The 20,358-nt window shown below is 73.3% G+C and carries 24 protein-coding genes; 11 read left to right on the forward strand and 13 right to left on the reverse strand.

From position 1 onward, the window contains the following. Positions 1-26: 26 nt before the first annotated feature. From I8N68_RS18735 to I8N68_RS18750, 4 genes are all read right to left on the reverse strand, one after another. Positions 27-740: a TetR family transcriptional regulator gene (locus I8N68_RS18735; protein ID WP_200211561.1), complete on the reverse strand. Its 714-nt coding sequence runs from the start codon at positions 738-740 to the stop codon at positions 27-29. Beyond that, positions 667-1,185, reverse strand: a complete 519-nt coding sequence (locus tag I8N68_RS18740; RefSeq protein WP_200211563.1) for a thiol-disulfide oxidoreductase DCC family protein — start codon at positions 1,183-1,185, stop codon at positions 667-669. Before I8N68_RS18740 ends, I8N68_RS18735 begins: the two co-directional genes overlap by 74 nt. After that, complete coding sequence (locus tag I8N68_RS18745; RefSeq protein WP_234040107.1) at positions 1,182-1,652, reverse strand: hypothetical protein; 471 nt, start codon at positions 1,650-1,652, stop codon at positions 1,182-1,184. Before I8N68_RS18745 ends, I8N68_RS18740 begins: the two co-directional genes overlap by 4 nt. A 104-nt stretch (positions 1,653-1,756) precedes the next feature. Further along, on the reverse strand, positions 1,757-3,208 hold the full coding sequence (locus I8N68_RS18750) for a glycoside hydrolase family 3 protein (protein ID WP_200211565.1): 1,452 nt from the start codon (positions 3,206-3,208) through the stop codon (positions 1,757-1,759). A gap of 172 nt (positions 3,209-3,380) precedes the next feature. Between I8N68_RS18750 and I8N68_RS18755 the strand changes: the two genes are divergently transcribed. Further along, the gene (locus I8N68_RS18755) at positions 3,381-4,556 is read left to right on the forward strand and encodes an ROK family transcriptional regulator (RefSeq protein WP_200211566.1); all 1,176 of its coding nucleotides are present in this window, start codon (positions 3,381-3,383) and stop codon (positions 4,554-4,556) included. Positions 4,557-4,685: 129 nt separating this feature from the next. On the opposite strand, the gene I8N68_RS18760 is transcribed toward I8N68_RS18755, so the two are convergent. Continuing rightward, the gene (locus I8N68_RS18760; RefSeq protein WP_200211569.1) at positions 4,686-5,696 is read right to left on the reverse strand and encodes an ABC transporter permease subunit; all 1,011 of its coding nucleotides are present in this window, start codon (positions 5,694-5,696) and stop codon (positions 4,686-4,688) included. Then, positions 5,693-6,712: an ABC transporter ATP-binding protein gene (locus I8N68_RS18765; protein ID WP_200211572.1), complete on the reverse strand. Its 1,020-nt coding sequence runs from the start codon at positions 6,710-6,712 to the stop codon at positions 5,693-5,695. The genes I8N68_RS18760 and I8N68_RS18765 overlap by 4 nt, the downstream gene beginning before the upstream one ends. A 132-nt stretch (positions 6,713-6,844) precedes the next feature. On the opposite strand from I8N68_RS18765, the gene I8N68_RS18770 reads away from it, so the two are divergent. Further along, on the forward strand, positions 6,845-7,687 hold the full coding sequence (locus I8N68_RS18770) for an ABC transporter ATP-binding protein (protein WP_200211574.1): 843 nt from the start codon (positions 6,845-6,847) through the stop codon (positions 7,685-7,687). Positions 7,688-7,704: 17 nt separating this feature from the next. Further along, positions 7,705-8,604: a ribokinase gene (locus tag I8N68_RS18775; RefSeq protein ID WP_200211575.1), complete on the forward strand. Its 900-nt coding sequence runs from the start codon at positions 7,705-7,707 to the stop codon at positions 8,602-8,604. A gap of 15 nt (positions 8,605-8,619) precedes the next feature. On the opposite strand, the gene I8N68_RS18780 is transcribed toward I8N68_RS18775, so the two are convergent. Both I8N68_RS18780 and I8N68_RS18785 read right to left on the reverse strand, forming a co-directional pair. Continuing rightward, positions 8,620-9,390: a hypothetical protein gene (locus I8N68_RS18780; RefSeq protein ID WP_200211576.1), complete on the reverse strand. Its 771-nt coding sequence runs from the start codon at positions 9,388-9,390 to the stop codon at positions 8,620-8,622. A gap of 98 nt (positions 9,391-9,488) precedes the next feature. Next, positions 9,489-9,971 carry a DUF6232 family protein gene (locus I8N68_RS18785; protein ID WP_200211577.1) on the reverse strand — a complete coding sequence of 161 codons (483 nt, stop codon included), beginning with the start codon at positions 9,969-9,971 and terminating at the stop codon, positions 9,489-9,491. Between the two features lie 137 nt (positions 9,972-10,108). Here I8N68_RS18785 and I8N68_RS18790 point away from each other — a divergent pair, with 137 nt between their 5' ends. Further along, on the forward strand, positions 10,109-10,288 hold the full coding sequence (locus tag I8N68_RS18790) for a hypothetical protein (protein ID WP_234040110.1): 180 nt from the start codon (positions 10,109-10,111) through the stop codon (positions 10,286-10,288). Here I8N68_RS18790 and I8N68_RS18795 read toward each other — a convergent pair. Then, on the reverse strand, positions 10,234-10,755 hold the full coding sequence (locus I8N68_RS18795; protein WP_200211578.1) for a DUF6232 family protein: 522 nt from the start codon (positions 10,753-10,755) through the stop codon (positions 10,234-10,236). The genes I8N68_RS18790 and I8N68_RS18795 overlap by 55 nt on opposite strands. A gap of 98 nt (positions 10,756-10,853) precedes the next feature. Here I8N68_RS18795 and I8N68_RS18800 point away from each other — a divergent pair, with 98 nt between their 5' ends. The 3 genes from I8N68_RS18800 to I8N68_RS18810 all read left to right on the forward strand — a co-directional run bounded on the left by I8N68_RS18800 (position 10,854) and on the right by I8N68_RS18810 (position 14,481). Then, complete coding sequence (locus tag I8N68_RS18800; protein WP_200211579.1) at positions 10,854-11,627, forward strand: enoyl-CoA hydratase/isomerase family protein; 774 nt, start codon at positions 10,854-10,856, stop codon at positions 11,625-11,627. A gap of 109 nt (positions 11,628-11,736) precedes the next feature. Then, the gene (locus tag I8N68_RS18805) at positions 11,737-13,359 is read left to right on the forward strand and encodes an acetolactate synthase (RefSeq protein WP_200211581.1); all 1,623 of its coding nucleotides are present in this window, start codon (positions 11,737-11,739) and stop codon (positions 13,357-13,359) included. 150 nt (positions 13,360-13,509) lie between these two features. After that, positions 13,510-14,481: an ATP-binding cassette domain-containing protein gene (locus I8N68_RS18810; protein WP_200211587.1), complete on the forward strand. Its 972-nt coding sequence runs from the start codon at positions 13,510-13,512 to the stop codon at positions 14,479-14,481. A gap of 118 nt (positions 14,482-14,599) precedes the next feature. Here I8N68_RS18810 and I8N68_RS18815 read toward each other — a convergent pair whose 3' ends face one another. Beyond that, on the reverse strand, positions 14,600-15,712 hold the full coding sequence (locus I8N68_RS18815; protein ID WP_200211589.1) for an RNA-guided endonuclease InsQ/TnpB family protein: 1,113 nt from the start codon (positions 15,710-15,712) through the stop codon (positions 14,600-14,602). A gap of 100 nt (positions 15,713-15,812) precedes the next feature. On the opposite strand from I8N68_RS18815, the gene I8N68_RS18820 reads away from it, so the two are divergent. Continuing rightward, the gene (locus I8N68_RS18820; protein ID WP_200211591.1) at positions 15,813-16,625 is read left to right on the forward strand and encodes an ABC transporter permease; all 813 of its coding nucleotides are present in this window, start codon (positions 15,813-15,815) and stop codon (positions 16,623-16,625) included. A gap of 172 nt (positions 16,626-16,797) precedes the next feature. On the opposite strand, the gene I8N68_RS18825 is transcribed toward I8N68_RS18820, so the two are convergent. The 3 genes from I8N68_RS18825 to I8N68_RS18835 are packed head-to-tail and all read right to left on the reverse strand — an operon-like array spanning position 16,798 to position 17,934. Next, on the reverse strand, positions 16,798-17,223 hold the full coding sequence (locus I8N68_RS18825) for a PLD nuclease N-terminal domain-containing protein (protein WP_200211593.1): 426 nt from the start codon (positions 17,221-17,223) through the stop codon (positions 16,798-16,800). 28 nt (positions 17,224-17,251) lie between these two features. After that, positions 17,252-17,551, reverse strand: coding sequence for a DUF202 domain-containing protein (locus I8N68_RS18830; RefSeq protein WP_200211595.1), 300 nt, complete (start codon positions 17,549-17,551; stop codon positions 17,252-17,254). Beyond that, entirely contained in the window at positions 17,548-17,934 is a 387-nt protein-coding gene (locus tag I8N68_RS18835) for a YidH family protein (RefSeq protein ID WP_200211597.1), read from the reverse strand. Before I8N68_RS18835 ends, I8N68_RS18830 begins: the two co-directional genes overlap by 4 nt. A 41-nt stretch (positions 17,935-17,975) precedes the next feature. On the opposite strand from I8N68_RS18835, the gene I8N68_RS18840 reads away from it, so the two are divergent. The 3 genes from I8N68_RS18840 to I8N68_RS18850 all read left to right on the forward strand — a co-directional run bounded on the left by I8N68_RS18840 (position 17,976) and on the right by I8N68_RS18850 (position 20,348). Beyond that, a complete protein-coding gene (locus tag I8N68_RS18840) occupies positions 17,976-18,773 on the forward strand; it encodes a GNAT family N-acetyltransferase (RefSeq protein WP_200211603.1) in 798 nt (265 codons plus the stop codon). 2 nt (positions 18,774-18,775) lie between these two features. After that, positions 18,776-19,180, forward strand: coding sequence for a hypothetical protein (locus I8N68_RS18845; protein ID WP_200211604.1), 405 nt, complete (start codon positions 18,776-18,778; stop codon positions 19,178-19,180). A gap of 388 nt (positions 19,181-19,568) precedes the next feature. Next, positions 19,569-20,348 (forward strand): electron transfer flavoprotein subunit beta/FixA family protein, encoded by a 780-nt coding sequence (locus I8N68_RS18850; protein ID WP_200211605.1) that lies wholly within the window; start codon positions 19,569-19,571, stop codon positions 20,346-20,348. Positions 20,349-20,358: the final 10 nt, after the last annotated feature.

Genomic DNA, 20,358 nt, shown 5'->3' on the forward strand with positions numbered 1-20,358 from the left:
AGACCGTGGATCCCGCACCGAACCGGTCAGTGACGAAGAGTGCGGATCAGGTCGAGCGCCTGGCGGGTCACCGGGCGCAGCACGCGCAGCCGCGACAGGCCGACCAGCCGGTCGACCAGCGGCACCGCCCCGTCGATCAGCTTCCGGGTGCGCACCTGGTCGGGGGAGCGGTCGTGCACCCAGTAGAGGACCACCCCCATGTACGCGAGCCAGAGCAGCTCGGGCAGCTCCGGGCGCAGCTCCGGGTCGACCTTGGCGGTGGAGCCCTCGAGCACCTCGCGGAACAGCGCGATGGACGCCTCCCGGGGCGCCGAGGACTCGGCGGAGAACGGGCTCATCGGCGAGGTGGGCTCGGCCGCCGTCTTGAAGAAGCTCGCGGCGAACGAGTGGTACGGGGTGAGCACGTCCACCCCGGCGTGCAGCACCCCGGCCAGCCGGGCGGCGAACTCCCGCTCCCGATCGAGCACCGGGGCGGCCGCCGCCCGGTGCTCGACCTGGGTGTCCGCGTAGAACTCCTGGATCAGGTGGTCCTTGGAGCCGAAGTAGTAGTAGGCGTTGCCCACCGCGACCCCCGCCTCCTGGGCGATCGCGCGCATCGTGGTCCGGGCGTAGCCGCGTTCCCGGAACAGCCGCATCGCCGTGTCCAGGATCAGCTGCCGGGTCTGCTCACCCCGGGCGGTCGCCGGTTCGCCGGTGGTCGGGCCACCCGCAGCGGTCGTCGGCGCAGTCTGCTCGGTCATCGTCGCCACCGTATCCCGGGTCGGGCCAGGGTTCGCGGACCAGTTCGCGTACCGAGGAGGCGGTCGCCACCACCCGCCGGGCCAGCGGCAGCAGGTGGGGGCGGGACAGCCGCTCGGCGGTGGACCGGTGGTCGGCCAGCGCCCAGAGGCAGGCGAACCAGGCGCCGTCCCCGGCGTACACCGCGCCGGTGTCGGCGACCACGGTCAGGTCGCGCAGCGTCGCGTCGTGGTCGAGGCCGGGGAAGCGCCGCCGGGCCTCGGTCGAGCCGGCCGGCACGAACTCCAGCGGTACGAGCTGCGGCCGCGACGCCAGCCACCGCCGGGCCGCCCGACAGAGCGGGCAGTGCGCGTCGTACAGGACGGTGAACCCGCGGACCCCACCGGCCCCGTGCCCGGTGGGGTCCGCCGGGGGTCCGCCCCTCCCGCCCTCGGGCGGGACGCTCATCGGGCCGGCGGGGGCGGCGTCGGGCCGGCCGGCGCGACCGGCCTGGGGCCTGGCTGCGCCGGCAGGTGGCCCACCGGTGCGATCGGCGGGTGCACGGCGAGCTGGCGCAGCCGGCTGCGGCGGTACCGGCCGAGCGCGAAGACGTTGAAGAAGTGCAGCAGGCCGAGGACCAGCAGTACCAAGCCGATCTTCATGGAGAGCTCCTCCAGGGCCTGGCTGGTGGTGGCCACCGGGTCGGCGTCCTTCATGGCCACCGTCACGTAGCCGAGGTTGAGCAGGTAGAAGCCCACCACGAGCAGGTTGTTCACGGCCTCGGCCAGCCGCCGGTCGGCGAAGACCTCCGCCAGGAAGACCAGCCCGTTACGGGAGAGCGCCCGGGCCACCCACACGGTCAGGCCGATGCTGACCGCCAGGTAGGTCAGGTACATCCAGACCTTGACGTCCATCTCGCCGCCCTTCTTGAACATGTTCAAATTGAGGTCCGGCTCAGCGTAGGGCAGATTTTGAACACGTTCAAGAGGGAGCCATGGTCCGGCCCCGGCGGGCGTCCCGGGGGAGGTCTTACCGCCGCTCAGCCGGCGAGACCGAGCACCTGCGCGGCCGCCCGGCCGTTGGCGTGGCTGGCGCCGTAGGTGGTGACGAACGCCTGGGCGCCCGTCGGACGCCAGCGACCCGGCCAGCCCATCTCGACCACGGTCACCGGGTGCGCGGCGGCCAGCGCGTCGATCAGTCCGGGGCCGCCCGGGAGGCGGTGCAGGTGGCGGCCGACCAGCACAATCGGCCGCGACCCGGCGAGCCGGCGCAGCGCGTCCGGGCTGGTCTCACCGGCCACCACGCGGATCTCCTCGGCGCCGGCCAGGTGCGGGCCCAATCCCCACGGCACCCGCCCCTCGGCGATGGTCGATTCGGCGTGCAACTGCACCACCAGCGGCCTGGTCAGCTCGGCGAGGTGGCCCTCGACGCGTACCGCCCGGAGCGCGGCGGCGTACCCGAGGCCGTCCTCGCCCGGGGTCGGGGTCCCGGCAGCACCGGTCCAGGCGGCCAGCTCGGCGGCCCGCCCCGCGGCCTCCTCCACCCGGCCCCGGTCCAGCCGGCCGTCTGCCAGCGCCTCGACGATCTCGGCCGCCACCTGCTCGACGAGGTCGGCGTCCACCTTGGCGCCGATGCAGAGCAGGTCGGCGCCGGCGGCCAGCGCGCGGACGGCGGCCGGGCCGACGCCGCCGGCGGCCAGCGCGGCGCCCTTCATCTCCAGCGCGTCGGTGATCACGGCGCCGGTGAAGCGGTACTCGCGGCGCAGCAGGTCGACCAGGACCGCGCGGCTGAAGGTGGCCGGGCCGTCGCCGGTCAGCGCCGGCACCCGGATGTGCGCGGTCATCACGGCGCGGACGCCCGCGTCGACGACGGCCGCGAAGGGCGGCAGGTCCCGCTCGCGCAGCAGGGCCGGCGACACGTCGACGGTGGGCAGCTCGTGGTGGGAGTCGGCGACGGTCGCGCCGTGGCCGGGGAAGTGCTTGGCGCAGGCGGCCACCCCGGCCGACTGGAGGCCGGTCACCGCGGCGGCCGAGTGCGCGGCCACCCGGGCCGGGTCCGCGCCGAACGAGCGGGTGCCGATGACCGGGTTGTCGTCGGCGGTGTTGACGTCGACGGTGGGGGCCAGGTCGACGGTGATGCCCAGGGCGGCCAGTTCCGCGCCGATCGCCGCGTACACCTGGCGGGTCAGCGCCGGCTCGTCGACCGCGCCGAGGGCGGCGTTGCCCGGGTACGGGCTGCCGGTCGCATGGGCCAGCCGGGTGACGTCACCGCCCTCCTCGTCGATCGCGATGAGCACGTCCGGCCGGCCGGCCCGCAGGGCCGCCGTGCCCGCCGCCACCTGGGCCGGGTCGTGGATGTTGGTGCCGAACAGGGTGTGCCCGGCGAGTCCCTCGGTCAGCAGGTCCACCGCCCAGTCGGGCGGGATCGGCCCCGGGTACGCGGCGAGCAGCGTGCCCAGCGCGAGCCGGCGAAGTCCTGGATCCAACCCCACGGAGTACCCCTTTCGGTGCCGGACGGCACGAGTGTCGCATCGGAGGCGGCCGTCCCGGGCGGCGTCGCTGCCGGGTCGTCCGAAGACTCCGGATCCGGGTGGCCGATACGCTAGCGAGCACCCGTCTGCGGTCATTTGGTTAGCAAAGTTTACTGAAAACAGAGGACGTGGCATGAGTGCGACCCGGCTGCCCGGTACCCCCCGCCTGTTGCGGGCGCTCAACGACCGCGCGGCCCTTGAGCTGCTCCTCGAACGCGGCCCGCTCACCCGGGCCCGGCTCGGCGAGCTGACCGGGCTGTCCAAGGTCACCGCCTCCCAGCTGGTGGAGCGGCTGGAGGAGCGGGGCCTGGTCACCCGGGTCGGCGAGCAGGTCGGCGGGCGGGGCCCGAACGCCCAGCTCTACGCCGTCCGGCCGGGTAGCGCCCACGTGGTGGGGGTGGACGTCGGCGCGGAGCGGGTGGTGGCGGCGTGTGCCGACATCACCGGCGCGGTGATCGGTCGGGTCGAGCAGTCCACCAGGGACACCGACGACCCGGTGGGCGTGGTGCACAACGCGGTGGTCCAGGCCGCGAGCAGCGCCGGCGCGGAGCTGTCGAGCGTACGACGGGTCGTGCTCGGCACCCCCGGCCTGGTCGACCCGGGCACCGGGGACATCACCTTCGCGTTCAACCTGCCGCGCTGGCACAGCGGCCTGCTCGCCGCGCTCCGCGAGGACCTGCACACCCCGGTGGTCTTCGAGAACGACGTCAACCTGGCCGCCGTCGCCGAGGCACAGTCCGGCGCCGCGCAGGGGTTGGCGGACTTCGTGCTGGTCTGGGTCGGGGCGGGCGTCGGCCTGGCGATCGTGCTCGGCGGCCGGCTGCACCACGGCAGCAGCGGCGCGGCCGGCGAGATCGGTTACCTGCCGGTCCCCGGGGTGCCGATCCCGCGGGACGTCTCGAAGCGGTCCAAGCCGGCGTTCCAGCAGCTCGCCGGCGCCGACGCGGTCCGCGCGGTGGCCGCCGAGCACGGCTTCGCCGGGGACACCGCGGCCGACGCGGTGACGGCGGCCATCGCGGCCGGTACGGCCGGCGGCCCGGTGCTCGACGAGCTCGCCCGCCGGCTGGCCCTCGGGGTGGCCAGCACCTGCGTGGTGCTCGACCCGCCGCTGGTGGTGCTGGCCGGCGAGGTGGGGCAGGCGGGCGGGGCGGCGCTGGCCGAGCGGGTGCAGCACGAGGTCGCCGCGATCACGCTGGTCCGCCCGCGGGTGGTGCCCACCGGGCTCACCGAGGAGCCGATCCTGCGGGGCGCGCTGCGCACCGCGCTGGACGCGGTCCGGGACGAGGTGTTCGGCTCCACGGTCGGCTGAGCCGCCGGCCGCTCCCGTCGTCCCCGGCACCGCCATGTGAAGGAATTCTTCACGAGGCGGCCCATCGGTGCAAGGAGTTGTCAGAGAGGGCAGCCGGCCCCGCCGTCGGGCGGGGCCGGCCACCCCCGGTCAGATCAGGTCGCGGCGGCGGAACGCGACGAACGCGGCCCCCACCAGTGCCGCCGTCAGGCCGAGCAGCACCCCCAGCCCCGGCGCCCAGCTCAGCGTGTAGAAGCTGTCGCAGAAGCCGGTGGCGTCCGGCCCGCAGGCGTGGCTGTCCCAGAACCGGGCCTCCCCGGTCAGCCAGGCGGACAGATAGCTGGAGAGCATCCACTGGTCCGGCCGGGCCGCCCCGACGATCTGCAGCACCAGCCGGGCACCCAGCTCCCAGACCACCAGGTACGCGGCCGCCGTGCCCAGCGCGGCCGAGGTGTGCCGGCCCAGCGTGGCGATCGCGAAGCCCAGCGCGGCGGCCAGCAGCACCAGCACCAGTCCGCGCCCGTACGTCCCGCCCAACGACCGCCAGAACTCGCCGTCCAGCCGTCCCGGCAACCCGGCGGTCTCCGCGATCAGCCAGAACACGGCCAGGTACGCCGCCGACGCCATCGCGGAGATCACCAGCAGCCCGCCGAGCAGGCTGCCCAGCTTCGCCCCGAGCACCGCCCACCGGCGGGGCCGCCAGAGCAGCAGGTTCACCACCCCGCCGGAGTTCAGGTCGGCCCCGATGTACGAGGCGCCGACCAGGAAGCCGAAGAGCATCAGGAAGGCGATGAGGAAGTACAGCAGCGGGCGGGCCTGGTTGGCGAAGGTGAAGACATTGTTGAGGTAGTCCGCCGCCGCCGGCACCTTCTCCATCAGCACCGGGTCGATCTCGGCGCAGTCCCCGGGGATGTAGTCGCTGTCCTCCGGCGGGATCGTCCCCGCCTTGATCTGCAGGCACCGCTCGTGCGCGTCTTCCATCGAGCGCCGCTGCTCGGCGGCCTGGCTCTGCGCGGTGGTCAGCTCCTCGGCCGTCGGCCGGTGCGACCCGGCCAGCGTGGTCGCCGCGGTCACCGCGAAGGCGACCAGTAGCAGGACCACCATCAACTGCACGAAGCGGCGCGCGGAGAGCCGCTCCAGCTCGGCACGGACGAGGTTCACGCCTCCACCTCCCGGTTGTCGCGCGCGTCGAGGTCGATCGCCAGGTCGTCCGGCTCGGCCGCCGGCCGCGCCGAACCGTCCACCTGGCGGGGCAACGCCGGGTGCGGTGGGTCTCCGGTCAGCTCCAGGAAGACGCTCTCCAGGTCCGGCCGGAGCCGGACCAGCTCGTGCACCCAGAGGCCCTGCTCGCCCAGCGTGCGGCTGATCAGCTCCGGGTCGTCGACCCCGGCGACCCGCAGGTGGTCGGGGTGCGCGGTGACCGCCAGGCCGAGCGCCCCGAGCAGTTCCGCGGCCCGTTCCGGCTCGGCCACCCGGACCTGGAACTCGTGCTGGTCGAAGCCCGCGAGCACCTCGTCCACCGGCCCGGCCGCCACCCGGCGACCCCGGCTGATGATCGTCACGTGGTCGCAGATCAGTTGGATCTCGGCCAGGATGTGGCTGGAGAGCAGCACGGTCACCCCGGCTGCCGAGAGCGACCGCATCAGGTCCCGCATCTCCCGGATCCCCGCCGGGTCCAGCCCGTTCGCCGGCTCGTCGAGGATCAGCAGCTCCGGGTTCTTGAGCAGCGCCGACGCCACCGCCAGCCGTTGCTTCATGCCCAGCGAGTAGCCGCGGACCCGCTCGTGCCCCCGGTCCCGCAGGCCGACCTGCTCCAGCACCTCGTCCACCCGGGCGGTCGGCACGCCCCCCGCCAACGCCAGCAGCCGCAGGGTCCGGTGGGCGGTGAAGTTGCCGAAGAACTGCGGGCTCTCCACGATGGCGCCCACCCGGCCGGCGACCTCGGGCAGCCGGTCCGGTGAGCTGGCCCCGAGCACGCTCATCCGGCCGCCGTCGGCCCGGACCAGGCCGAGCAGGGCACGCAACGTGGTGGTCTTGCCCGACCCGTTGGGCCCGAGGAAGCCGTGCACCTGCCCCGCCTCGACCAGCAGGTCGAAGCCGTCGACGGCGACCCGGCGTCCGTGACGCAGGGTGTGGAACGTCTTACGGAGACCGTCGATCTCGATGACCGCGCTCATCCGCGTGGTTCCTGACAGCGATGGGGCATGAACCGTCCTCCGAATGGGGTGACCAACGACACGGCGCCTCACCTTATGGTGGCGGCGCCGCCCGTGGGGGGCACCACGCGTCCTGCGTGATTGGATGGACCGGTGACTGGTGACCTGATCCCCGGCGCCGCCGGCGCCCCCGCCGCCCCCTCGACCGTGGACGTGGATCTGGTGGTCAGCCTCGACGGGGTCGGCGTGCGACGTTCCGGCACCGCATTGCTGCACGACGTCGACTGGCGGGTCGAGCTGGACGAGCGCTGGGTGGTGCTCGGGCCGAACGGCGCCGGCAAGACCACCCTGCTCAACCTGGCCGCCGGCCGGCTGCACCCGACCACCGGCGCCGCGCACGTGCTCGGCGAGCGGATCGGCCGCACCGACGTCAACGAGCTGCGCATGCGGATCGGCCTCTCCACCGCCGCGCTGGCCGAGCGGGTGCCCGCCGACGAGCGGGTCAGCGACGTCGTGGTCACCGCCGCCTGGTCGGTGGTGGGCCGCTGGCGGGAGAGCTACGACCGGACCGACGAGAGCCGGGCCCGGGCCCTGCTCGGGCAGCTCGGCATCGGGCAGCTGGCCGACCGGGCGTACGGCACGCTGTCGGAGGGGGAGCGCAAGCGGGTGCAGATCGCCCGCGCGCTGATGACCGACCCCGAGCTGCTGCTCCTCGATGAGCCGGCCGCCGGGCTCGACCTGGGCGGCCGCGAGGACCTGGTCGCCCGGCTGGCCGAGCTGGCGTACGACCCGGACGCCCCGGCCCTGGTGCTGGTGACCCACCACGTCGAGGAGATCCCGCCCGGCTTCACCCACGCGCTGCTGCTGCGCGAGGGCGGTGTGGTGGCGCAGGGCCTGCTCGCCGACACGCTGACCGCCGACAACCTGTCGAAGACCTTCGGCCTGCCCCTGGTCGTCGAGCGCGCCGGCGAACGCTGGACCGCCCGCGCCGCCTGAGGCGGAGAGGAACCACCGTGCAGCAGACCCGGGTGGCCGTGGTGGGCAGCGCCAACATGGACCTGGTCGGCACGGCGCCCGCGCTGCCCCGACCGGGCGAGACCGTGCTCGGCAGCGACTTCGTCATGCTCCCCGGTGGCAAGGGCGCCAACCAGGCGATCGCCGCCGTCCGCGCCGGCGCGTCCTGCGTCTTCCTCGGCGCGATCGGCTCGGACGCCTTCGGGGTCACCCTGAAGGCCCGGATCACTGGCGCCGGGGTGGACACCAGCCAGCTCCGGGTGGTGTACGGGGCCTCCGGGGTGGCGCTGGTCATGGTCGGCGCCGAGGGGGAGAACGCGATCCTGGTGACGCCCGGTGCCAACGGCGCGTTCGTCGGGCTGACCGAGGGCGAGCTGCATGCCGTACGTGCGGCGGACGTGCTGGTCGCCCAGCTGGAGGTGCCGGTCGAGACGGTGACCGCGGCGGCGGTCGCGGCCCGGGACGCCGGCACCCGGGTGATCCTCAACGCGGCGCCGGCCCGGCAGGTGCCGGCGGACCTGCTCGCCGCGGTGGATCTCCTGGTGGTCAACGAGACCGAGGCGCAGGCGCTCACCGGCCGCGGCCGGGACGAGCCGGCTGCGCTGCTCGAGCTGGTGCCCCGGGCGGTGCTCACGCTCGGCGCGCAGGGTGCCTGGTACGTCGACCGGGACGGCCGGTCGGTGCCCGTGCCGCCGGTCAAGGTCGACGTGGTGGACTCCACCGCCGCCGGTGACGCGTTCACCGCGGCCCTCGCCGTCGCCTGGGGCGAGGGGCGGGAGCTGGTCGACGCGGTGCACTGGGCGGCGGCGGCCGGGGCGGCCTGTGTCCGGCGGCTCGGCGCCTCGGTGGCGCTGCCCCGCCGGGCCGAGATCGACGAGCTGTACGCCCCGCCCGCCTGACCCCGCCGTGGCCGGTCAGTCGGCCGGCTCGTCGGTGAGTCGTTCCCCCCGGCGGCGCAGCATGCCGAGGCCGGGGATGCCGGCGACGGCCAGCTTGAGGTCGCGGGTGACGGCGAGCAGGTCGTGCAGGTCCGGGCCGACCCGGTCCAGGGTGGCCAGGATCGGCAGGACGTCCGCGGTCAGGTGTTCCTTGAGCTTCGGCAACTCGTCGACGAGCCGGATCGCGGCGGTCACCTCCTCCGGGCTGAGCTGCTCGATGAAGCGCGTCGCCATCGGCGCGGCCCGGCGCAGCGCCGGCTCGTACGCGGCCAGCAGCTCGGCCGCGGTGCCGGCGGCTTCCTCGGCGACGATCACCGTGCCGGCGGCCCGCCCGGCCACCGCGTCCGCCTCGGCGACCACGGCCCCCGCGGCGCGGGACACCCGCTCGGCCTCGCCGACCACCACGGCCGCGGCGGCGGAGACCCGCTCGGCCTCGCCCACCACCACGGCGGCCGCCGCGGCGACCTCGGTGGCGGTCTCGATCGCGCCGGTGGCGGCGGCGCTGATCACCCCGACCTCACGGACCGCCGCCTCCGCGTCGGTGAGCACCCGGTCGGTGCGGTCCAGGGTGCCCTCGATCCGGTCGACCACCCCGTTGATCCGGCGCAGCAGCGCCTCCACCTCGTCGAGCACCGCGAAGGCGCGGGCCGGTACGGCGGCGAACGAGGCGGCTGAGCCGAACGCCTGGTCCAGGGCGGAGCGGGTGAGGCCGACGACGGCACCGGGCCGGGGGAGGGGAATCGCCATGTGCACCAGTGTGCGTCGGCCGGGCCAGCGGCGCCGGGTGGCGCGGGGGGTCCCCGTCACGTCCACGCCCGCCGGGGCGGCCTCGCCGCGACGGCTGGTCATCGGTGGTCCCCCTGCTGCTCGACCGCGCGTTGCACGGCCCGGTAGATCTGCCCGAACCGTAAGGCGTCCGGCGTGCGCAGCAGCAGCACCTCCCGCCCGTGGTGCTGCACCCACAGCTCGTGCACCCGGTTGCCACGCTCGTAGGAGCGGTCCAGCCAGCCCAGCGGCAGTTCCAGGAACGGGGTGAGGGCCAACCCGGCCACCGCGAACCCGGCCAGGATGATCAGCGCGAGTTTCCAGTTGCCGCGGTCCTGGGCGGCCCACGCCAGCGAGACCACGCAGACCAGCGCGACCAGCGGCGGCAGGGACAGCAGCAGCACCAGGACGCCGCGCCCAAGGACGCGACCGCGCACGGCCAGGGTGGTGGCGCCCCGGGCGTGCCAGACGTACGCCACGTCGGCGAGCGCGACGACCTGCCCGCCGGCCTGGATGGATTCGGAGGTGACCTGTACCGCGTCGTCCCGGTAGTAGAGGGTCATCACCAAGCCTAAGCATCCATCGACAACCACCAACAACTGCCCGGCGGCGCGGAAGGGTCAGCCGGCGTACGGTCGGGGCGCACGGGAGACGGTGAGCGCACCAGCGGATCGTCGAGCTGATCGCGGTCGACGACCGGGTGGTCGTCTCGCTCGCGCAGACGTACCGGCGGGACGCGACCGGAGCGACCGCGGTGCAGCGCGCCTGCAAGATGTACCGGCTGGCCGGCGAAAACTTCGTCCAGTTCTGGGGCGAGCAGGACACCTACGGCCTGCTGCGTGGCCTCGGGCTGCTGCCCGACGAGCCGATCGCCTTCTGACCCCGGGCCGGTGCCGGCGTGGACTCCATCGCCCGCTGCACCGCCCGGTAGATCTGCCCGAAGCGCAGCGCGTCACCTGTGGACAGCAGCCGGACCGGCTGGCCGCGCCAGCGGGCCCACATCTCCAGTTGCCGGCTGCCCCGGGCGTACGAGCGGTCCAGGTGTTCGAAGAGGAAATCGGCGAGCGGCCCGACCCCGAGCCCGACCAGCACCGACACCCCGACGATGGCGAGCGTGACGGTCGGCGAGCGGTGCAGCACGACCGCCAGCCCGACGCCGAGCAGGGCGGCGACCAGCGGCCCGGCCAGCGCGGCGCCGATCGCGCCCCGGCCGACGAGCACCCGCCAGGAGCGGCTGCCCCGCCGGTGCCAGACCATGCTGAGTTCCGCGAGCGGAAACGAGCGGCCGTCCACTTGGACGGCCGTGGAGGTGACCTGCACCGACCTGTCGTCGTAGTACGTGATCATGGTCTGACTCCCGGTGGCGGGGCGGACACCACACTACTTACCCCAACGAGCCGGGTCGTAAGGTTGGCACGCGACTTCGACGAGGAAGTGAGGGCAGCGTGGGCGAGTTCGTTCGGCTGGAAACCAAGGACGGCATCGGCACCATCCGGCTGGAGCGGCCGCCGATGAACGCGCTCAACACCCAGGTGCAGGAGGAGCTGCGGGATGCCGCGGCCGCCGCCACCGCCGACCCGGAGGTCCGCGCGGTCATCGTGTACGGCGGGGAGAAGGTCTTCGCCGCCGGCGCGGACATCAAGGAGATGGCCGACATGTCCTACGTGGACATGGCGGAACGGGCCGCCGACCTGTCCAGCGCGCTCGGCGCGATCGCCCGGATCCCCAAGCCGGTCGTCGCCGCGATCACCGGGTACGCCCTCGGCGGCGGCTGCGAGCTGGCCCTGGCCTGCGACTGGCGGGTGGTGGCCGAGGACGCCAAGCTCGGCCAGCCGGAGATCAAGCTGGGCATCATCCCCGGTGCCGGCGGCACCCAGCGGCTGGCCCGCCTGGTGGGCCCGGCCCGGGCCAAGGACCTGATCATGTCCGGCCGGATGATCGACGCCCAGGAGGCGCTGCGGATCGGCCTGGCCGACCGGGTGGTGCCCGCCGCGAAGGTCTACGACGCCGCCGTCACGCTGGTGAAGCCGTTCCTGACCGGGCCGATGCAGGCGCTGCGGGCGGCCAAGCTGGCCGTGGACGGCGGCCTGGACATGGACCTCAACTCCGGTCTGGCCTGGGAGAGTCAGCTCTTCGCGGCGCTGTTCGCCACCGACGACCGGCGCGAGGGCATGGCCGCGTTCGTCGAGAAGCGCAAGCCGGACTTCACCGGTCGCTGAGCCGGGTCCGGGTCGGCGGCGGACGCCCGCCGCCGACCCGAGAGCGGTTCACATTCCGCCTACCGGCCAGTAGCGTGTGACACCGGTCATGTGACGAAGGGAAGCGGCGATGACGGAACGGGTCGAGGGTCACGGCGGAGAGCTGGCGCTGGCGGCGCTGCGCGCGCACGGCGTACGGGAGATGTTCACCCTCTCCGGCGGGCACGTCTTCCCGCTCTACGACGCGGCGCACTCCACCGGCTTCCCGCTCTACGACGTCCGGCACGAGCAGACGGCCGTCTTCGCCGCCGAGGCGGTGGCGAAGCTGCAGCGCCGGCCCGGCCTGGCCGTGCTCACCGCCGGGCCCGGCGTCACCAATGGCGTCTCCGGGCTGACCAGCGCCTTCTTCAACGCCTCCCCCGTGCTCGTGCTGGGCGGTCGGGCGCCGCAGTTCCGCTGGGGCTCCGGCAGCCTGCAGGAGATGGACCACCTGCCGCTGATCTCGCCGGTCACCAAGCACGCCGAGACGGTGTTCAGCGCCGACGACATCCCACGCGCGGTGACCGCCGCCCTCACCGCGGCGCTCACCCCGCACCGCGGGCCGGCCTTCCTCGACTTCCCCCTGGAGGCGGTCTTCTCGGTCGGCGACGCGGAGCTGCCGGCGGTGTCGCCGATCGCCCCGATCGAGGCCGACCCGGACGAGGTGGCGAAGGCCGCCGGCCTGATCGCGGGCGCGAGCCGGCCGGTCATCATCGCCGGCTCCGACGTGTACGCCGGCGACGCGATCGACGCCCTGCGCGCCGCCGCCGAGGCGCTCGGCGTGCCGGTCTTCACCAACGGCATGGGTCGCGGCGCGCTGCCGCCCACCCACCCGCTCGCCTTCGCCAAGGCCCGCCGGGTGGCGGTCAAGGGTGCGGACGTGGTGGTGGTGGTCGGCACCCCGCTGGACTTCCGGCTCAGCTTCGGCGACTTCGGCGACGCCAAGGTCGTGCACGTGGTCGACGCGCCCAGCCAGCGTGCCGGGCACGTGCAGCCGGCTGCCGCCCCCGCCGGCGACCTGCGGCTCATCCTCACCGCGTTCGCCGAGCACCCCGGCGACCGGGCCGACCACACCGACTGGATCGCCCAGCTCCGGGTCGCCGAGCACGCCGCCAAGGCCCGCGACGCCGAGGAGATGGCCGCCGACACCGACCCGATCCGGCCCGCCCGGATCTACGGCGAGCTGCGCAAGGTCCTCGCCCCCGACGCCATCACCATCGGCGACGGCGGCGACTTCGTCTCCTACGCCGGGAAGTACCTCGAGCCGGCGCAGCCCGGCACCTGGCTCGACCCCGGCCCGTACGGCTGCCTGGGCACCGGGATGGGCTACGCGATGGGGGCCCGGGTCAGCCACCCCGACCGGCAGATCTGCGTGCTGATGGGCGACGGCGCGGCCGGCTTCTCGCTGATGGACGTCGAGTCCCTGGCGCGGCAGAAGTTGCCCGTGGTCATCGTGGTCGGCAACAACGGCATCTGGGGCCTGGAGAAGCACCCGATGCGGGCCATGTACGGCTACGACGTCGCCGCCGACCTCCAGCCCGGGCTGCGCTACGACCGGGTGGCCGAGGCGCTCGGCGGCGCGGGGGAGACGGTGGAGAAGGCCGCCGACCTCGGCCCGGCCCTGACCCGCGCGTTCGACGCCGGCGTGCCGTACCTGGTCAACGTGCTGACCGATCCCGCGGACGCGTACCCCCGCTCGTCGAACCTGGCCTGACCACGACCGCTGGACCGCCGTCGCCGGGTGACCGGCGACGGCGGTCGCGTTTCTGTCCCCAGCAAAATCAGCGGAATGTCAGCCGGTATCGACGTAACGTCAGCCCCGTCGCTCATCCTGGGGTGGCCAGCGACAACGACGGGAGCTCAGATGACATACGCGATTCAGGCGGAGGGGCTGGTCCGCCGCTTCGGCGCGACCACCGCCCTCGCCGGAGTCGACCTCGCCGTCCCCACCGGGACGGTGTTCGGTCTGCTCGGGCCGAACGGGGCGGGCAAGACCACCGCGGTCCGGGTGCTCGCCACCCTGCTCGCCGCCGACGAGGGGCACGCCACGGTCGGCGGGTACGACGTCCGCCGCGATGCCCACCGGGTCCGCCAGCTGATCGGCCTGACCGGCCAGTACGCCTCGGTCGACGAGACGCTGACCGGCACCGAGAACCTGCTGCTGATCGGCCGGCTGCTCGGGATGCGCCGGGTCGACGCCCGGGTCCGCGCCCGGCAGCTGCTCGCCGACTTCCAGCTCAGCGACGCCGCCGACCGGGCGGCGAAGACCTACTCGGGCGGCATGCGTCGCCGCCTGGACCTGGCCGCCAGCCTGGTGGGCCGGCCGCAGGTGCTCTTTCTCGACGAGCCGACCACCGGGCTCGACCCGCGCAGCCGCAACGACCTGTGGGACATCGTCCGGGGCCTGGTCGCCGACGGGGTGACCGTGCTGCTGACCACCCAATACCTGGAGGAGGCCGACCAGCTCGCCGGCGAGATCGCCGTGGTCGACCACGGTCGGGTCATCGCTCAGGGCACCCCGGAGGAGCTGAAGGCGAAGACCGGCGGGCAGATTCTGACGGTCCGGCCGGCGGACGCCAGCGACCTGCCGACCGTGGTGTCCATCGCCGGGGAGGTCGCCGGGGGGACCCCCGAAGTCGCCCAGACCACCGTGACCGTGCCGGTGAACGACCCCGGCGTGTTGCCCGCCGTGGTGCGCCGGCTCGACCAGGCCGAGATCACGATCGCCGAGCTGGCGCTGCGCGGCTCCAGCCTGGACGAGGTCTTCCTCTCCCTGACCGGCCACCGGGCCGAGCAGGACGGCTCCGACGTTGGACTGGAAAGGATTCCGGCTTGACATCCTCCCCTCCCTCCGGGGAGGGGATTCCCACGGTCGCCCGTGGGGCTTCCTGTTTCACCGCCGACTGCCCGTAGGGAGGACTCCCGTGAGGTCTTACGTCAGCTCCACAGGCGTTTCACCTCTCCGCCAGCCCGGCGGCGAGGATGTTCCTGGCTGCGTTCACGTCCCGGTCGTGGATTACCCCGCAGCCGCCACACGCCCACGACCGGATCGACAGCGACATGGACGTGTTGAGACGGCCGCACGCCGAGCAGGTCTTGGACGACGGGCACCAGCGGTCAATAGCGACAACGGTTCGCCGGTACCAGGCGGCCTTGTACTCCAGCATGCGCCGCAGGTCGGACCATGCCGCGTCGGAGATGGCGCGGGCCAGTCGGTGGTTGCGGAGCATGGTGCGCACGCTGAGGTCTTCGATCACGACCGTTTGGTTCTCGCGGACGAGTCGAGTGGTCAGCTTGTGCAGGTGGTCCCGCCGCCGGTCCGCGATGCGGGCGTGAATACGGGCAACCTTCAGTTGGGCCTTGACCCGGTTCGTGGAGTCTTTCGCCTTGCGGGACAACTCCCGCTGGGCCCTCGCGAGCTTGCGCCGGTCGGTGCGTTCGTGTTTCGGGTTGGCAATCTTCTCGCCGGTGGACAGGGTTACCAGGCTGGTGATTCCGGCGTCCACCCCGACTGCGGTGTTCGCCGCTGGCAGGGGCTGTACGGTCGGGTCTTCCACCAGCAGGGATACGAACCAGCGGCCGGCGGCGTCTCGGGACACCGTCGCGGTGGACGGCTGCGCGCCCTCGGGCAGAGGCCGGGACCAGACAATGGTCAGAGGTGTATCCATCTTGGCGAGGGTGAGCTGATTGTCCCGCCACCGGAACGCCGACCGGGTGTACTCCGCGGACGCCCGCGACTTGCGCTTGGCCTTGAACCGCGGGTACCGGGAGCGCTTGTCCCAGAACCCGGCGAACGCTGCCTGAAGGTGCCGAAGCGTCTGCTGCAACGGCACCGACGACACCTCGTTGAGGAACGCCAGCCCGTCGGCGCGTTTCCACTCGGTCAGCCACGCCGAGGTCTGCACGTACGTCGTGCGCTGCCGGTCAACCACCCACGCGCGGGTACGCGCCTCCAACGCCCGGTTGTAGACCAGGCGGACGCACCCGAACGTCCGGTTCAACTGCTCTGCCTGCTCAGGAGACGGATAGAAGCGGTACTTGTAGGCCCGCTTTACCACATCGCCCATAGCTCACAGTCTATCACCGCCTTGTGTGAAACGATCATGGAAGGGAGGGAGCGGCGTCTTATCCACGCCTGATCGCAGGGGTCTGCGCGCCGCAATCCTGATGACCACAGCCACCCTCACCGCGCCCCCGTTGGTCCCGGCCCGCCGGCCGGGCGTCGCCGCCGGGCTGCGGCACACCCTCACCCTGGCCTGGCGCAGCCTGGTGCAGATCAAGCACAACCCGATGGAGCTGCTCGACCTGAGCATCCAGCCGGTGATGTTCGTGCTGCTCTTCACGTACGTCTTCGGCGGGGCGATCTCGGGCACCCCCGGCGACTACCTGAAGTTCGCGTTGCCCGGGATCATCGTCCAGAACGCCTTCTTCGCCACCATGACCACCGGGTTCGGGCTCAACAACGATTTGACCAAGGGGGTCTTCGACCGGCTGCGCGCGCTGCCGATCGCCCGCTGGTCCCCGCTGGCCGGCCGGATCCTCGCCGACACCGTCAAGCAGGCGTGGTCGGTGTCGCTGCTGGTCGGGGTCGGTGCGATCCTCGGCTTCCGGCTGGCCAACGGCACGCTCGGCCTGCTCGGCGCGTTCGCCCTGCTGCTCGCCTTCTCGCTGGCAGTCTCGTGGATCTCGGTGCTGGTCGGGGTGCTGGTCAGCGAGCCGGAGAAGGTGCAGATCTTCGGCTTCATGGTGATCTTTCCGCTGACCTTCACCAGCAACGCCTTCGTGCCGACCGAGACCATGCCGTCCTGGCTCCAACGCTGGGTGGAGGTCAACCCGGTGACGATCCTGGCCGACGCGCTGCGTGGCCTGCTGGTCGGCGGCCCGGTGGCCGGGCCGGTCGTCCAGTCGCTGATCTGGGCCGCTGCCCTCGCCGCCGTGTTCGCCCCGCTCGCCGTGCGGGCGCTCAGGCGTCGAGTGTGACCCGTACCGCCTCCGCGGCGGTCTCCAGCCGGGGACGATCCAGCACCGAGTGGGCCGCCCCGGACCCCGGTCGCCGCGCCGAGCAACCGGACGGCGGCGGCCACCCACGGATCGGGGTCGGTGCGGAGCCCGTGGAACCTCCCCGGAGGGGAGCTGGAAGTTCGCCGGTCGACTAGACCTCGGGACGGTCCTGCTCGCGGGGCGAGCCGTCCTCCCGGCGGCGCAGCTCCTCCTCGCGGCGGCGCAGGTCGTCCTCCCAGCGGCGGAAGAGCTCCTGGTCCTGCTGCCGGGGCCGCTCCCCGAGGGACGACAGGAACGCCGGGTCGTCGTCCGGCGCCACCTGGCGATGACCACGGTCCCGCTCGGAGAAGCCGTTTCCCATCGGCCAGGCGGTCCGGGGGCGGCGGCTCGCGCCCGCCTCCCGACCGGCGACGAACCAGGCGATCGACCCGACCAGCGGGAAGAACAGGATGATCAGCACCCAGGCGATCCGGGGCAGCGCCCTAATCTCGCCCTCCTCCGCGGAGAGGCAGCTGATCAGCGCACAGATGCCGAGGACGACCTCGGCCAGGAAGAGAAGCCCGTACAGGCGAATCATGTCCGACATCATGGACCACCGGTGCCGCTCAGCGCAGCCCGCGTGCCACCGCCAGCGCACCGAGCAGGGCGAAGCCGGCGGCGGCCAGCGCGGTCAGCGGGAGTGACCAGCGCTGCGCCCGGCGCAACCCGGCGCCGGTGGCCCGGCGCCAGGTCAGGGCGAGGGTGCCCAGCCAGCCCAGTACCGCCACGCCGGCCAGCAGCGCGCCGGCCGGGTCGCCGGTGAGGGCGAGCCGGACCATCAGCACGGCGACCGCGGTGAACGCCAGCAGAGTGCGGCGCCAGGCCAGCCGGGTCCGCTCCGGTTGGAGGCCGGGGTCGCCGGTCACCCGAGCGCCCGGGCCAGCACCGCGATCACCAGCAGCAGCGCGCCCAGGGCGACGGACAGGGCGAGCACGGCCGGGAAGCGCGACGCCGGCAGCTCCTCGCCGAGCCGGATCGCCCGCTCGGTACGCGCCCAGTGGTCCACCGCCCGCACGGCGACCGCCGCGCCGAGCAGCAACAGCGCGATGGCGATCACCTCGCGCAGGTGCGCCACGGGCATGGGCGGCAGGAACTGGGCGGCGGCCAGCCCACCGGCGATCAGGGCCAGCCCGGTCCGCAGCCAGGCCAGGAAGGTCCGCTCGTTGGCCAGCGAGAAGCGGTAGTCGGGCGTGGTGCCGACCGATCGCAGCTCGCGCGGGTCGAACCACCGCCTGATCGCCTCCCACACGTCGTCGATTATCCGCTTTGCCCGGTGAATAGCCTGGGGGGATGACCGATCTTGACGCGCGGACCCTGCGCGACGCCTACGACACCCAGCTCCGTCCGGAGATCCCGGATCCCCTGCCCGCCGGGGTGACGGTCGAGCGGGACGGCCCGCTGGTCCGGATCCTCGGCCTCGACGAGCGCGGATTCCTCACCTACCGGACGCTGGGCGGGCTGGCCGGCGCGGAGCTGGACGCGCTGATCGCCCGGCAGGTGGAGTTCTTCCGGGCCCGCGGCGAGGGCGCGGAGTGGAAGCTCAACGGCCATGACGAGCCCGCCGACCTCGCGGACCGGCTGCGCGCCGCCGGGTTCGTGCCGGAGGACCGGGAGACGGTCGTGGTCGGGCCGGTCGCGGCCCTGGCCGGCGCCGTCCCGCTGCTGCCCGAGGGGGTACGCCTGCGCGAGGTCACCTCCCGCGAGGACCTGGAACGGATCGCCGCCATGGAGGAGGAGGTCTGGCACGACGACCGCAGCCACCTGGTCACCGGGCTGGCGAAGGAGATCGCCGCCGACCCGCAGTCGATCACGATCGTGGTGGCCGAGGCGGGCGACAGGGTGGTCAGCGCCGGCTGGGTCCGTTACATCGCCAACACCGGCTTCGGCACGTTGTGGGGCGGCTCGACCCTGCCCGAGTGGCGGAAGAAGGGCATCTACCGGGCGCTGGTGGCGTACCGGGCGCGGTTGGCCGAGCAGCGCGGCAAGACGCTGCTGCAGGTCGACTGTTCGGAGGACAGCCGGCCGATCCTGGAGCGACTCGGGCTCGTAGCGGTCACCACGACCACCCCGTACGTCTACACTCCGTGATCATGGACCGGTTGACGGCGGAGGAACTGCTCACCCTCAGGACGGGGGCGTTCGGCGCCGTCTTCCTGGTGTCGAACACCGAGCCGGGGATGTTCGGGATGATCCGGGAGAGCTCCGCCGCATCCGGAGCGTTCGCCGGGGCCAGCGGGGTGGTGAAGGAGGCGCTCACCGCCGGTCCGCTGCCGCAGTTGCCCCGGGACTCGGCGTTGGAGATCGAGTCGGTCGTGCTGCCGGCGCTGACCCGGGCGGTGCGGATCCTGCGGGAGAAGTCGCCGGGGGACGTCGAGGCGTACCGGTCGGTGGTGCTGGCGGCGGCCGACCGGGTGGCCGGCGCGCATCACGGCGTGACGCCGGCGGAGGCGGCGGTGGTCGAGAAGATCAGGGTCGCGCTGACCGAGCCGGTCTGAGCGCGCCGGTCGACCAGAGCGCGCGGACGCTGGCCCGGACGCAGCGGTCGCGGACCCGTCCGCAGGCGCAGCGGTAGGTGTCCGGCAGCATCCGGCGGCAGGCGCGGCGGGCGGCGTCCACGCCGGGCGCCGTCCGCGCGGCTTCCGTCGAGCGCCTCGTTTCCGACATGTACGTCACCTCCCGATTCGGGAGCTTACCCGGCCCTGCGGCCCTCGGTGAGCTGTGTCACTCTGAGGCCGCGGAGAGGCGATGCTACTTGCGGGTAACATTGCGCCGTGGGCAACTGCACAGCAGCCCGCGGTTGACCGAGCGTTAAGTCACGCGGGAGGCTGCGCCCGAGACCGGGCGAGTGATCGCATCACCAAACAGGAGGGTCGTCGAAGCGCGATGAATATCGTCGTACTCGTCAAGCAGGTGCCCGATTCGGGCGCGGACCGCAACCTGCGTTCTGACGACAACACCGTCGACCGCGGCTCGGCGAACAACGTCATCAACGAGATGGACGAGTACGCCATCGAAGAGGCGTTGAAGATCAAGGAGGCGCACGGCGGCGAGGTCACCATCCTGACCATGGGTCCGGACCGGGCGACCGAGTCGATCCGCAAGGCCCTCTCCATGGGCCCGGACAAGGCCGTGCACGTCGTCGACGACGCCCTGCACGGGTCCTGCGCCGTGGCCACCTCGAAGGTCCTCGCCGCCGCGCTCGGGCAGCTCAACGCGGACCTGGTGATCTGCGGCGCCGAGTCGACCGACGGCCGGGTCCAGGTCCTGCCGCACATGATCGCCGAGCGGCTGGGCGTCGCCGCCCTGACCGGCGCGCGCAAGCTCACCGTCGACGGGTCCACGCTCACTGTCGAGCGGCAGACCGAGGAGGGCTACGAGGTGGTCACCGCCTCGACCCCGGCCGTGGTCTCCGTCTGGGACACCATCAACGAGCCGCGCTACCCGTCCTTCAAGGGCATCATGGCCGCCAAGAAGAAGCCGGTGCAGACGCTCTCCCTGGGGGACCTCGGCGTCGCCCCGACCGAGGTGGGCTTCGACGGCGCGACCAGCGCCGTGTTGGAGCACACCAAGCGCCCGCCGCGCTCCGGCGGCGCGAAGATCACCGACGAGGGCGAGGGCGGCGTCAAGCTGGTCGAGTTCCTCGCCACCGAGAAGTTCGTGTGAGGGGTCAGGA

The organism is Micromonospora coerulea, assembly GCF_016598485.1.
Classification (GTDB): domain Bacteria; phylum Actinomycetota; class Actinomycetes; order Mycobacteriales; family Micromonosporaceae; genus Micromonospora; species Micromonospora coerulea.

Bases quoted from the DNA above. Each gene is read 5' to 3' on its own strand.
- I8N68_RS18735 (WP_200211561.1), bottom strand. From the start codon at position 740: ATGACCGAGCAGACTGCGCCGACGACCGCTGCGGGTGGCCCGACCACC.
- I8N68_RS18740 (WP_200211563.1), bottom strand. From the start codon at position 1,185: ATGAGCGTCCCGCCCGAGGGCGGGAGGGGCGGACCCCCGGCGGACCCC.
- I8N68_RS18745 (WP_234040107.1), bottom strand. From the start codon at position 1,652: ATGTTCAAGAAGGGCGGCGAGATGGACGTCAAGGTCTGGATGTACCTG.
- I8N68_RS18755 (WP_200211566.1), top strand. From the start codon at position 3,381: ATGAGTGCGACCCGGCTGCCCGGTACCCCCCGCCTGTTGCGGGCGCTC.
- I8N68_RS18765 (WP_200211572.1), bottom strand. From the start codon at position 6,712: ATGAGCGCGGTCATCGAGATCGACGGTCTCCGTAAGACGTTCCACACC.
- I8N68_RS18780 (WP_200211576.1), bottom strand. From the start codon at position 9,390: ATGGCGATTCCCCTCCCCCGGCCCGGTGCCGTCGTCGGCCTCACCCGC.
- I8N68_RS18785 (WP_200211577.1), bottom strand. From the start codon at position 9,971: ATGACCCTCTACTACCGGGACGACGCGGTACAGGTCACCTCCGAATCC.
- I8N68_RS18795 (WP_200211578.1), bottom strand. From the start codon at position 10,755: ATGATCACGTACTACGACGACAGGTCGGTGCAGGTCACCTCCACGGCC.
- I8N68_RS18805 (WP_200211581.1), top strand. From the start codon at position 11,737: ATGACGGAACGGGTCGAGGGTCACGGCGGAGAGCTGGCGCTGGCGGCG.
- I8N68_RS18810 (WP_200211587.1), top strand. From the start codon at position 13,510: ATGACATACGCGATTCAGGCGGAGGGGCTGGTCCGCCGCTTCGGCGCG.
- I8N68_RS18815 (WP_200211589.1), bottom strand. From the start codon at position 15,712: ATGGGCGATGTGGTAAAGCGGGCCTACAAGTACCGCTTCTATCCGTCT.
- I8N68_RS18820 (WP_200211591.1), top strand. From the start codon at position 15,813: ATGACCACAGCCACCCTCACCGCGCCCCCGTTGGTCCCGGCCCGCCGG.
- I8N68_RS18825 (WP_200211593.1), bottom strand. From the start codon at position 17,223: ATGATTCGCCTGTACGGGCTTCTCTTCCTGGCCGAGGTCGTCCTCGGC.
- I8N68_RS18840 (WP_200211603.1), top strand. From the start codon at position 17,976: ATGACCGATCTTGACGCGCGGACCCTGCGCGACGCCTACGACACCCAG.
- I8N68_RS18845 (WP_200211604.1), top strand. From the start codon at position 18,776: ATGGACCGGTTGACGGCGGAGGAACTGCTCACCCTCAGGACGGGGGCG.
- I8N68_RS18850 (WP_200211605.1), top strand. From the start codon at position 19,569: ATGAATATCGTCGTACTCGTCAAGCAGGTGCCCGATTCGGGCGCGGAC.